This is a genomic window from Cupriavidus sp. 01L43 (assembly GCF_056399925.1).
In genome coordinates this window covers 204652-216676 of record NZ_JBFTSH010000004.1, presented here as the reverse complement: position 1 = coordinate 216676, position 12025 = coordinate 204652, and the positions used below count along the sequence as shown (strand labels likewise).

General features: G+C 64.2%; 11 protein-coding genes. 9 read left to right on the top strand and 2 right to left on the bottom strand.

The annotated features are described in order from the left end of the window. Nucleotides 1–147: 147 nt before the first annotated feature. Nucleotides 148–2019, top strand: a complete 1872-nt coding sequence (locus AC1DP9_RS09800; protein WP_477107215.1) for a PhoX family protein — start codon at nucleotides 148–150, stop codon at nucleotides 2017–2019. 96 nt (nucleotides 2020–2115) lie between these two features. On the opposite strand, the gene AC1DP9_RS09795 is transcribed toward AC1DP9_RS09800, so the two are convergent. Further along, nucleotides 2116–3249: a porin gene (locus AC1DP9_RS09795; RefSeq protein ID WP_477107214.1), complete on the bottom strand. Its 1134-nt coding sequence runs from the start codon at nucleotides 3247–3249 to the stop codon at nucleotides 2116–2118. Nucleotides 3250–3510: 261 nt separating this feature from the next. Between AC1DP9_RS09795 and AC1DP9_RS09790 the strand changes: the two genes are divergently transcribed. From AC1DP9_RS09790 to AC1DP9_RS09770, 5 genes are all read left to right on the top strand, one after another. Next, complete coding sequence (locus AC1DP9_RS09790) at nucleotides 3511–4425, top strand: LysR substrate-binding domain-containing protein (RefSeq protein WP_092294710.1); 915 nt, start codon at nucleotides 3511–3513, stop codon at nucleotides 4423–4425. A gap of 215 nt (nucleotides 4426–4640) precedes the next feature. Next, entirely contained in the window at nucleotides 4641–5801 is a 1161-nt protein-coding gene (gene metC, locus AC1DP9_RS09785; protein ID WP_092294712.1) for a cystathionine beta-lyase, read from the top strand. Between the two features lie 39 nt (nucleotides 5802–5840). Further along, nucleotides 5841–6671, top strand: coding sequence for a transporter substrate-binding domain-containing protein (locus tag AC1DP9_RS09780; protein WP_477107213.1), 831 nt, complete (start codon nucleotides 5841–5843; stop codon nucleotides 6669–6671). Nucleotides 6672–6674: 3 nt separating this feature from the next. Beyond that, nucleotides 6675–7325: an amino acid ABC transporter permease gene (locus tag AC1DP9_RS09775; protein WP_092294716.1), complete on the top strand. Its 651-nt coding sequence runs from the start codon at nucleotides 6675–6677 to the stop codon at nucleotides 7323–7325. Next, nucleotides 7322–8092, top strand: a complete 771-nt coding sequence (locus tag AC1DP9_RS09770) for an amino acid ABC transporter ATP-binding protein (RefSeq protein ID WP_092294718.1) — start codon at nucleotides 7322–7324, stop codon at nucleotides 8090–8092. The genes AC1DP9_RS09775 and AC1DP9_RS09770 overlap by 4 nt, the downstream gene beginning before the upstream one ends. A gap of 54 nt (nucleotides 8093–8146) precedes the next feature. On the opposite strand, the gene AC1DP9_RS09765 is transcribed toward AC1DP9_RS09770, so the two are convergent. Further along, nucleotides 8147–8494: a hypothetical protein gene (locus tag AC1DP9_RS09765; RefSeq protein ID WP_477107212.1), complete on the bottom strand. Its 348-nt coding sequence runs from the start codon at nucleotides 8492–8494 to the stop codon at nucleotides 8147–8149. Nucleotides 8495–8750: 256 nt separating this feature from the next. Between AC1DP9_RS09765 and AC1DP9_RS09760 the strand changes: the two genes are divergently transcribed. The 3 genes from AC1DP9_RS09760 to AC1DP9_RS09750 all read left to right on the top strand — a co-directional run bounded on the left by AC1DP9_RS09760 (nucleotide 8751) and on the right by AC1DP9_RS09750 (nucleotide 12019). Beyond that, nucleotides 8751–9161, top strand: coding sequence for an auxiliary protein of the heavy metal cation-transporting efflux system HmyCBA (locus AC1DP9_RS09760; protein ID WP_092294720.1), 411 nt, complete (start codon nucleotides 8751–8753; stop codon nucleotides 9159–9161). Nucleotides 9162–9401: 240 nt separating this feature from the next. Continuing rightward, complete coding sequence (locus AC1DP9_RS09755; RefSeq protein ID WP_092295093.1) at nucleotides 9402–10844, top strand: TolC family protein; 1443 nt, start codon at nucleotides 9402–9404, stop codon at nucleotides 10842–10844. Between the two features lie 2 nt (nucleotides 10845–10846). Next, entirely contained in the window at nucleotides 10847–12019 is a 1173-nt protein-coding gene (locus AC1DP9_RS09750) for an efflux RND transporter periplasmic adaptor subunit (protein WP_477107211.1), read from the top strand. Nucleotides 12020–12025: the final 6 nt, after the last annotated feature.

Sequence of the window (12025 nt, the reverse complement as noted above, 5' to 3'; positions counted from 1 at the left end):
CTCTCAATCTGGAGTGCCGGGTATGCATTGATGTGCAGACATGATGTAACGAAACCGTCATTTGTGATCGCTAGTATCTGCCCCGGCAAGTCGCCGCCGGGACAACAGAAGCCCGGCGGTCTCCCTGACAACTGGAGGTCTCTACTCATGTCGTACATCACCGATAAGTTCCGCGCCCCGCGCCGCGAAGCCCAGGGCTCGGTCACCGTGCCTGGCCAGACGCTGGAGGAAATCGTTGCCGCCAACCCCGAGCGCCGCAAGGTGCTGCGTGGCGGGCTGGGCCTGTCGCTGCTGTCGGCATTCGGCAGCGGCAGCCTGCTGGCGGCCTGTGGTGGCGATGATGATCCCGCTCCGGCTCCCGCGCCGGCGCCGGCTCCTGGACCCGGCGCGGCCCCAACGCCGACCCCGGTGCAGCCGCTGGACTACAGCATCAACTTCACGCCGGTGGCCGACAAGGTGACCGCCGACACCGTGACGCTGCCGACCAACTATTCATATACCGTGCTGTTCTCGGCGGGCGACCCGGTGGAAGCGGGCTCGCTGGGCTACACGGGCGCGTTCCAGTCGTCGGCCGAAACCGAGCGCCAGGCCGGCGGCAACCACGACGGTATGCACTACTTCGAGATCCCGGGCACGGACCCGCAGAAGGGCGGCCTGCTCGTGATGAATCACGAAGCCATGGATAGCGCCATCCTGTTCCCGGGCTCGTACAACGCCGGCACCGCCACGCCCGAGCAGAAGCGCCTGGCGCTGTCGTCCGTTGGCGTGTCCGTGATCGAGGTCGAATTCGTCGCCAATGCCTGGCAGGTCAAGAAGAACTCGACGTACAACAAGCGCTACACCGGCAACTCGCTGTATCGCGTCTCCGGCCCGGCCGCCAGCGTGGTGGGCGGTACCGTGGTCGGTACGCTGAACAACTGCTCCAGCGGCCACACGCCGTGGGGCACCTACCTGACCTGCGAAGAAACCACCGATAACTACCTGGACCCGACGCAAGCCGAGGAAGGCTACGGCTGGGTGGTGGAGATCGATCCGCTGCAGCAGATCTCGGGCATGCCGGTCAAGCGCACCGCCATGGGCCGCTTCGACCATGAGAACACCGCGTTCATGACCGATTCGAGCAATCGCGTGGCGTTCTACATGGGCGACGATGGCACGCCGGGCTGCATCTACAAGTTCATCCCGAGCGCCGCTTTCGACGCGACCAATCGCCTGAACAACGCCAGCCTGCTCGACAACGGCACGCTGTACGTGGCCAAGTTCAATGCCGACGGGTCGGGCGACTGGATCGAACTGTCCCAGGGCAAGAATGGCCTCGTGGCGGGTGCCTCGGACCCCGGCAATTTCACGCAGTCGGTCGTGCCGCCGGCGCCGGTGGCAATCGACTTCAACACCCAGGCCGACGTGCTGATCAACACCAAGGCCGCCGCGCGCGTGGCCGGCGGCACGCTGATGGACCGCCCGGAGTGGATCACGGTGGGCCTGGACCGGACGATCTACTGCACGCTGACCAACAACGGCGGCCGTCAGGTGACCGACGCGGCCAACCCGCGCGTGACCAACTCGCACGGCCACATCGTCCGCTGGAAGGAAACCGGCGATTCGCCGCTGGCGGTCAAGTTCACGTGGGAAATCCTGCTGCTGGCCGGCGACCCGTCCATCGCGGCGGCGAACCTGAAGGGCAACATGGTGGGCGACACGTTCTCGAGCCCGGACGGCATCCGCGTGGACCCGAAGGGCCGCCTGTGGGTGCAGACCGATGCAGGCACGGGGACCAGCGTGACCAACATCTTCGGCGCCAATTCGATGCACTACGTGGATCAGGCCACGCGCGAGGTGAAGCGCTTCCTGGTCGGCCCGCACGGCTGTGAAATCACCGGTCTCGCGTACACGCCGGATCTGACGACGTTCTTCGTGAACATCCAGCATCCGAACGACAAATGGCCGAGCGCCAGCCTCCCGGCACGCTCGTCCACGGTCGTCATCCGGCACAACGAAGGCAAGCCGATCGGCGCCTGATACAGGCGCACGGGCGGCATAGTGGGTGCCGCCCGATCGGCACATTGACACGCCGCGGTCCGAAGGGATCGCGGCGTTTTTTTAGGTTCGGCACGCTTAGAACTTGTGGCGAACCCCCACACGCGCCACCACCTGTCGCGTCGTGGACGACTGGCTTCCCGTTGCGCCGTCATAGACATCGGCCCGGGCACCACCTGCGGATTGCTGATAGATGCCCATCAGATAGACGTCGGTGCGCTTCGAGAAGTAGTAGTCCAGCAGTGCGTTGAGCTGATGGTACTTAGGGCTCCCGCCCGTGGCGTCGACCTTGGCCCGTGTAAAGGTGTATCCGAGCGTCGTCTGCAGGACTGGCGTGAAATAGTATCGACCCCAGATTTCGTAGTTGTCGAACTTCACGGTATTGCCGGTGACGCCGTTGGCATCGTCAAAGCTGACATGCGAGAAGTCCATGCCGATAAGGCCGGCCTGGCCGAACGAATAGGTGCCGCCGGCCGCGTACGTTTCCATGTTCGAGGGATTGCCGACATAGCCGAACGGCCCACGACCCGATACGCCAGGATTCGTCGTGTTGGGGGCCCAGTTGCCATCGGGAAACTGGGTCGCCGGGTTGCGTGCGTAGAAGTATGCGGCGCCAAGATAGACGGGGCCGCTGCCATAGCTGGCGCCCGCGCCGACCGTGCTGTTGCCGCGATAGTTGCCCGCCTGCTCGCCGAATGCGTAGAGTGCCTCGAAGGTAAGCCCGCCCAGCGGCGCGGTGACGTACTTGACGGCGTTACTGACGCGGAAACCGTTGTTGCTGTTGTCGATGTCACCCGCATGGGAGAAGAAGGCGCCGCTCGAGCCGTTCATCACAGCCGGCTGCACCAGGTCGGCAACGGGATCGTACTGGCGGCCGACAGTGACGGTACCGTATTTGCTGTCGGATAGCCCGACATACGCCTGCCGGCCGAAGATCAGGCCACCTTGTCCAAGCTTGCCGGTATCGACATTGAAGCCGCTTTCGAGTTGAAAGATCGCCCTGACGCCCTGGCCGAGATCTTCCGCGCCCTTTATCCCCCAGCGACTCCCCTGGGCCACGCCGCTCTGTACCTGCCAGAACTGGTGCCCGCCTGCATTGTTGGTAAAGGTGATGCCTGCGTCGATAATGCCATACAACGTCATGGCATTTTGCGCCGACACGGGGCTCGCCGCTGCACTCATTAATCCCAGTGCGATAAGCGACTTCTTCATATTATGGTCCTCCGAGATACTAGTGGAAAGGTATGCGCGCAAGCATCCGGGAGAGATGTACCATTATGGAGTGCTGTTCCATAATGGTGCAGGTGTTGTGGGCGGATGCACCGGATTTGAGCTTCTCTTTTCTCTTGAGCCTTGTCCGGAGAACGGTTATCCAGAAAATCTCGATGCCGTCTTGTGCGTGGCCGGATTTTTCACGTCCCCATATTCGCAGTCCACTCATTTACCTTCTTGATACAGAAGCGGAGCTTATAGGTGTATATCAGGGAAATTGAGGCATTTCGGGCGGTCATCACGTCGGGATCGACCGGCAAAGCGGCCCGGTTGCTTGGGGTGTCCCAGCCGGCCGTGAGCCAGGCCATCCGCAAGCTTGAGGAGTTGGCCGAATTGCGTCTGTTCGACCGGATTGGCGGCCGCCTGCAGCCGACCCAGGAAGCGCACGCGCTGATGACGGAGGTGGACAAGTTCTTCGTCGGCTACGAGGCTATCGAACACCGCATCCGAAGCCTGAGAATGTTCGGCGTCGGGCGGCTATCGGTGGCCTCGTACCCAGCCTTCGGCGTTTCCTTCGTGAGCCGGGCAATCGCCGCCTTCGCGCCGCAAAAGCGAGATGTGCGAATGTCTCTGCAGGTCGGCAGTTCGAAGGAGGTCTTCCAGCTCGTCTCCGCTGGCCTGGTTGATTTCGGGCTCATGAATGATGAGGTGGCGACCCAGAGTGTCGAACATTCGGTGTTTTCGACGTTTTCCGGCGTGGTTGCCATGTCGCCTGAACACCCGCTGCGCGCGCGGCGGGTGATTCAACTGGGCGACCTCGCTTCGGACGCCTTCATCGACATGAACCCGGAGGATCTGGGTAGGACTCGCCTCGAGAGCGCGCTGGTCGAACATGGCGTGACGCTCCGCCGTGTCATCGAGACGCCGCTCTCGGCGACTGCCTGTGAGTTGGCACTGGCGGGAGTTGGCCTGGCGCTGGTCAATCCGATTGCGGCGCTGGACTATATGGCGCGCGGACTTGTGGTCCGCCGCCTGGCAGTGGCGATCGATGCGCGCACGCTGCTCATCATGCGACCGGGGCGGCCGGTTTCCACGAACGGGCAGGAGTTCCTGAGGTACCTGCGCCTGCAACTTCAGTCTGAGACCGACAAAATCAACAGATATCTGGATGCCTAATCCCGCCCACCGCCGGAAAGCTTATCCAATACCCTGATGGGGATTCCACTGATTGCGATATTCCAGATAGCGAATATCTGGATTTTCCCGGGCGCAAGGCAAGGTGATATGGCTCATTGGCCAATAAGCCAGGCTTCTCGATTGAAAAGTCCCGCAGGTGGATGGATTTGAAATCGTGGTCAAAAATGCTGGCACATATTCACTGGCATTGAAAAATGAGCACGCCACCGGCCGACTACCGTAACCAACCTTTTGAGAGTCTTTCTCCTGGTGTATTCAGGGCGTCCACGATCGTATTCGATTCGTATGAAGATTTCGTTGCGCGAAAATCACGCCAGCCAGATGGATTCAGCTACGGGGTGACTGGTACCCCGACCCACCGCGAGCTGGAGGGCAGGATCGCGGCGCTGGAAGGCGCCAGCCACTGCGTCGTCGTTCCGTCTGGGCAGGCCGCGCTGGTCAGCGCGATCATGCCATTCGTCAAAAGCGGCGACCACATCCTGATTTCCGACGCGTGCTATGGCGGCCTGAAGGCCTTCGCGGGCGACTGGCTGGCCCGTCTTGGTGTGGATGTCGATGTCTATCCGGCCGACATTGGCAGCGACATCGCTTCCTACATCCTGCCGTCGACACGGATGATCTGCCTCGAGTCTCCGGGGACGGTGTCGATGGAAATGCCCGATGTACCGAAAATTGCCGCCGAGGCCCGGCGGCGCGGCATCCTCACCATGATGGACAACACCTGGGCGAGTCCGCTTGGGTTCCAGCCGCTCCTGCATGGTGTGGACATGAGTATCGAGGCCGCCACGAAGTTCTTCGGCGGGCATTCCGACCTGCTGATGGGTGCGATCAGCACGAACGACTTCACGCTGTACGAAAAACTGCGCGAGGCGCAAGCCACCCTGGGCCTTGCCGTGAGTGCGGACGACTGCTTTTTGGTGTTGCGCGGTCTGGAGACGTTCCCCTTGCGCTTCGCCGAGCAGGGCAGGCGCGCACTGGAGGTGGCGCAATGGATGCGGCACCACCCAGTTGTCGATCGCGTGCTGTTCGCTGCCTTGCCAGACGACCCCGGGCATACGATCTGGAAGCGGGACTTCACGGCTGCCGGGTGCCTATTCTCATTCGTGCTCAAACCTGCCCCGGAACAGGCGGTCGCAGCGTTCTTCAACGCGCTCAAGGTGTTTTCGATCGGTGCAAGCTGGGGCGGGACGCATAGTCTGATCGCGTTCTACCCGGCAGGGATCCAGAAGGCTCGCAGATTCCCACCCACCGACCAGCCGATCTTCCGCGTGTCCATTGGTCTTGAGGACACGCAGCGACTCATCGCCGACCTTGAGCACGGCTTCGAACAGTATGCCGGCCATCGGCCGGTCTGATTTCTCCCCCCCCCCACACACACAGCAACAGGATAAAAAATGAAACGTTGGCCTCTGACAATGCGACTCAGGCAGGCACTCTTGGTGGGTGTGATGATGGGCCTATGGCCGGCCGCTCACGCTACCGATCTCCTTCCGAAGATCAAGGCAGACAACGTGCTGCGTGTGGCCAACACCCAAAGCAGCCCGCCGTGGAGCATGCTCGACGAGAAGAACCAGCCTGCCGGCTACGACGTCGAGATCGCCAAGGAAGTGGCACGGCGCATGGGTGTACAGAAGGTCGTGTTCATCGCCGACTCGGGAAAGAACTTCATCGAAGGCCTGAAGGCGGGTAAGTACGACGTGGTCATGAACGACCTGACCCCGACGGTCGAGCGCAGCAAGCAAGTGGACTTCGGCACGCCGTACGGTGCGGAGGACTTCCGGATTTTTGTGCGTGCCGACACTACGACCATCAAGGGACGTGGCGATCTCGGCGCGAAACGCGTCGGCGTGACAACGGGCTCCAGCAACGAATCCTGGGCACGCAAGCATCTCACGTCTTCCGAGCTGCGCTCCTACGACAACGGCGGACTGCTGTTCAGCGATCTCGCCAACGGGCGCATCGATGCGGTGATCGTGTCGCATTTTGGCGGGCTGCGATACGCGACGGTCAACAAGCTTCCCCTGAAGGAGGTCGGCGAACCGCTGACCTACCAGCTCTCGGCGCCTGCGCTCGCGAAGAACCAGCCAGCCCTGGCGGCGGCGATCAACAAGGCAATTGGCGAGATGCTGGCGGATGGCACGGTCGACCGGCTGGCGAAGCGGTGGGTAAGTGGTGACTATGACATGCGTGGTGCCATTGCCAGGGCAAACGAAGACAAGGAGTAAGTGATGGGCGAGCTATTCCTCCGTTCGCTGCCACTGCTCAAGGACGCCGTCCTGATGACGCTGTTCCTGGGGCTCGGCGCGTTCACGCTCGGGTCGATCCTCGGCCTGCTGCTGGCCCTCGCCCGGCTCTCCCGCTTCGTTGCGCTGCGGGCGTTGGCCTTCGCTTACGTGTCGGTTTTCCGGGGCACGCCGCTGCTCGTACAGATCCTGCTGCTCTATTTCGGATTGCCGCACTACGGTGTGACGCTCGACCCGATTCCCGCTGCACTGCTTGCACTCACGCTGTTTGCCGCGGCCTATCTGAGCGAGAACTTCCGGGCGGGTATCGGCGCGGTGGACAAGGGCCAATGGGAAGCCGCGATGTCGCTCGGCATGGGGTACTGGAAGGCCATGTCGCGCGTGATCCTGCCGCAGGGGCTTCGCATTGCCATTCCGCCCGTGGGCAGCCGCATGATCGCCCTGATCAAGGATACCTCGCTGGCGTCGACGATCACGGTGGTGGAATTGACCCGGGTCGCCGAGCAGGTCGGCGCGACCACCTTCCGGTACATGGAAATGTTCCTGATGGTCGGGCTTATCTATTGGGTAGTGAACCAGATCCTGACGATCCTGCAGACAGTGCTGGAAAGCAGGGCGTCGAAGCGTTATCTATGAACAATACGGAAGCAACAATCTGCGTACGTGGCCTGACCAAATCATTCGGTGGAACGCCGGTACTCCTTGGCGTCGACTTCAGCGTCGCCAAGGGCGAGGTCGTCGTGATCATGGGACCCTCCGGGTCTGGCAAGACCACGCTGTTGCGATCGCTGAACTTTCTCGAGCAGCCCGACGCCGGATCCATACGGGTCTGCGGCACGGAAGTCGAGTGCTTTCCGAATCGGGAGCTCTCGCGCGAGAACAGGAAGCGGATCGCTGCGATCCGCCAGCGATCCGCGATGGTGTTTCAGTCGTTCAACCTCTTCCCGCATCGCACGGTTATCGAGAACGTGATCGAAGGCCCGGTGAGTGTCAAGAAGGTCGACCGCAAGGTGGCCATGACACGGGGAATGGCGCTGCTGGAGCGCGTAGGGTTGAGTGCCAAGGCCAATGAGTATCCGTCACGCCTGTCCGGTGGCCAGAAGCAGCGCGTGGCCATTGCACGCGGCCTGGCCATGGATCCCGATGTGATCCTGTTCGATGAGCCAACGTCCGCACTCGACCCCGTGCTCCGCGAGGATGTGCTCGTGGTCATGCGCGAACTGGCGCGGGAAGGCATGACGATGCTGGTGGTGACACACGAGGTGCGTTTCGCTCAGGACGTGGCTGACCGCGTCGTATTCATGGAAGGTGGCGTGGTAGTGGAAGATGCGCCTCCGCAGCAGTTCTTCCGCGGCAACGACAATCCTGGCGTGCAACGGTTTCTGAATCTCATTGCGAGTTGAGCCTGCGCTGGCCGCGACACGCGGGAAGAGATCGACCCGCCAGGCGCCGCCAGCTCAGGGCTTTCTCCCCTTGACCGCCCCCGCCTTCACCTTCCACCCCGAAAACACCACATCCAGACACTCCAAAGACGTACACGCATCCCGCTGCTTGCGGAACGCCGCCACATCCGCGTCCGTAATCTTCTGCTCCCGCAGCAACCGCTGCTGGTCCGCGAAGATCCGGCGGTAGCCCATGGATAGCAGCGCGTGGTCGCAGATCAGGCGGTGGGCGGGGAGGGCGGTGGCGGCCAGGGCGGGGTCGCAGTCGAGGTCGATGCCTTCGGCGTGGGCGGCGAGGGTGCCGGTGGCGAAGCTCAGGAAAATGGTCAGCCGGATCAGCGATCTACGGAAAATTCGATGCATATGACGATGGCGGCGCGTGCGTGCGCCGGCGCGCTGCGGGTTCCAAAGCGGCGATCGTAGCACCGCTGCTGGGGATGACCGCGGGCATCGGGGCGACGGTCCTAGGGGAACTACTACCCCGTCTGACCAGTCAATTGTTGCGTTCGGTTACAATGCTGTACCGCAGCAACGCCGGTACTGGTGCGTGTTCTGCAAGAACCCCAGCGCCGTCCCGGTGAGTGCCCCCAATCGCCCCAACGCCCATCGCGCCCCCGTTTTGAGACGTTTCATCCTCTTCGTGCTGACTGCCCTGTGCTTGTCCGCGCTGTCCTTTACGGCAGCGGCGGGTGCGCTCGCGGGCACGCCGAAGGTGGAGGCGGCCATGCCGGACTATGACGCGATGCTGGCAACCGGTGACGACCTCGCCCAGATCGTCCTGCCCGGCGATGCCGCGCTGGAGGCCGAGGCGCTGTTCGACAACGCGCCGCCGCCCGGCTACTGCAATATCTGGTCGGCCGATCTGCTCGACCCGCTGGACCTGCTCGATGAAATCGAGGAATCCAGCGCGCTGTTCGATCTCCCCGACATGAAACTGGCCCAGTCGATCGACGACGTGGCGCCCATCCTGCCGGGACGCTCCGCGTCCCAACCGGACGGCCTGTTCCGGCCGCCCAATCTCCTCGCCTGATCTCCCGGGCCACCCCGCGCGCTGTCTCTGACACGGTCGCCTCTGTCTTCATGGCATTGAGCGACTACTCTTAACCAGCCGTCCGTCGTCCCGTCCATTGCCCCTGAGCGCCCCCAAGCGTCCGTGATCCGAGCCGTCACGGCGTGATGCCATGCAGGTCCTCTCGCGCCCGCCGCAGCCGAGGACGCGCCTGGCCATCGTGGCGGCGTCGGGCAGTTGTATCGCTCGATTGATTCCGACATGACTATCAATAAAACGCTGACCTGGGTCGCGTCGCTATCGCTGGTAGCGGCGCCGGCAATGGCCGCGCAGCCTGTGCCCGGTGGCTCCGCCGCCGCGCCCAAGGTGGCGCAGTCCGCCACCACCAAGCCTGCCGCGCCGTCCGGCCCCGTGACGCTGCCGCGCGCCGCCTCACCGGCCACGATGGCCGCTGCCGACAGCTTCGACCTGCCTTACCTGCTCTCGCTGGCCCAGTCCACCAACAAGGGCGTGGAGGCCGCGCAGGCCAATGTCGATGCCGCGTCCGCGGCCATCAGCACCGCGCGGGCCTATCCGAATCCGCAGGTGGAAGTGATGTACGGTCGACTTCACGGCAAGGAGGCCGGTGTCGCCAGCGGCAACGCGCCGTCCTACGCCTTCGTGCAGAAGTTCGACTATCCGCAGCAGCGCAGCCTGCGCCAGGAGATGGCCGGACGCGGGTTCGAAGCCTCGCAGGCCGTGCGCCAGGGGTTCCGCAGCGACCTCTCCGCGCGCGTGAAGACCTCGTACTACCAGGTGCTGCGCCGCGAGACCGAGCTGGCCGCCGCGCAGGAAGACCTGTCCCTGATGCGCCAGATCCATTCCCGCGCCAAGGTGCGTGTGGACGTGGGCGAAGCGCCGCGCTACGAGCTGATCAAGGCCGAGACCGAACTGCTGGCCGCCCAGAAGACGCTCCAGACCACCGAGCTGCGCGTCGAGCAGGCCAAGACCGCGCTGCGCCAGCAGGTGGGCGGGGCGCTGCCGTCGAACTTCCGCCTGACCGGCACCCTGGGCAACGCGCCGGATGTGCCGAACCTGCCCGTGCTGCGCGACACCATGCAGGCCGGCAACGCGGAACTGGCCCAGCGCCGCATGGAGCTGGAGCGCGCCCGGCTGGGTGTGGACTACCAGCGCTCGCTGCGCTGGCCGGAAGTGGCCGTGCGTGCCAGCACGGATCGCCAGCCCGACAACAACGTGTCGCAGATTGGCCTGGTGATGACGATTCCGCTGTGGGACCGCCGCAGCGGCCCGGTGGGCGAGGCGGCGGCGCAGGCCACCCAGGCCCGCACCGCGCTGGAGGCGCGCGAGTTCGAGCTGAACCAGGAACTGGAAACCGCCTACCGCCAGTACGAGATCACCCAGGCGCAGGTCACGGCGCTGGAGTCCGGCATCGTGCGCGAGGCCGAGTCCGCGCTGGGCGTGGCCGAGGCCGCCTACCGCTTCGGCGAGCGGGGCATTCTCGACTACCTGGACGCGCAGCGCGTGCTGCGCAACGCCCGTAGCGAACTGATTTCCGCGCAGTACGAACTCCAGGTTGCCGCCATCCAGATTGAAAAGCTTATGTCGACCGCCCCCGGCACCGCTGCCGGTGTCGCACCCGGTGCGCCCGGTGCACCCGCTGCGCCGTCGATGTCCGACTCCCCGAATCCGCCGACTCCGAACTGATCATGCGCCCCCATCATCCCTATCGTCCACGTGGCCTGCTTTCCCTGATCGCCGCCGCGGTCATGCTGATGGCCGTGGCCGGCTGCTCCGATAAACCCGAGCCGACCGCCGAGGCGCCCAAGTTGCCGCCCGGCATCGTCAAGCCCGAAGAGAACCTCCAGAAAACGCTGAAGGTGGCGCCCGTCGCCACGTCCCCGTTCAGCGAGATGCTGCGCGTGTCCGGCCGCATCGATTTCGACGAACAGCGCGTGTCCCGCATCGGCGCCAGCGTGACCGGCCGGGTGACGGACCTGTACGGCATCCTCGGCCAGGAGGTCAAGGCCGGCCAGGTGCTCGCCCGCCTGCACAGCAGCGAGCTGGGCGCCGCCCAGATGGCCTTCCTGAAGGCCGAGGCGCAGAGCACGCTGCAGGCCCGCAATGCCGAGCGCGCGCGCCAGCTGTTTGCCGCCGACGTGATCGGCCGCGCCGAACTGCAACGCCGCGAGAGCGAATACGCCATCGCCGCCGCCGAGATGCGCGCCTACCGCGATCAGCTGCGCGTGCTGGGCATGTCCGTGGCGTCGATCGCCACGCTGGCCAAGAACGGCAGCATCGACTCGTACTCGCCGGTCTACTCCAGCATCCAGGGCACCGTGGTGGAGCGCAACGTGGCCCAGGGCCAGGTGGTGCAGCCCGCCGACGCGCTCTACACCGTGGCCGACCTCTCGCACGTCTGGGTAGTCGCCGAGGTGCCCGAGCAGCAGGCCGCCCAGGTGGCCGAGGGCCAGAGTGTCGATATCGATGTGCCGTCGGTGGCCAATGGTGCCGGCCGCATCACGGGCAAGCTGATCTACGTCGGCCGCACCGTGAACCCGCAGTCGCGCACGGTGCTGGTGCGCACGGAACTCGAGAACAAGGAAGGGCGCCTGAAGCCCGCCATGCTGGCCAGCATGCTGATTGCAGGCAAGCCGGTGGACCAGCTCGTGGTGCCGGAGTCCGCCGTGGTGCGCGATGGCAACGACGAGCAGGTCTACGTGGAGACCTCCCCGGGCCAGTACCGCATCACCAAGGTCAAGCTCGGCGCCGAGAGCGACGGCATGCGCGTCGTGCAGGGCGGCATCAAGCCGGGCGACCGCGTGGTCGTGGAGGGCGCGTTCCATCTGGACAATGAACGCAAGCGCCTGGAACAGGGGTAAGCGGCC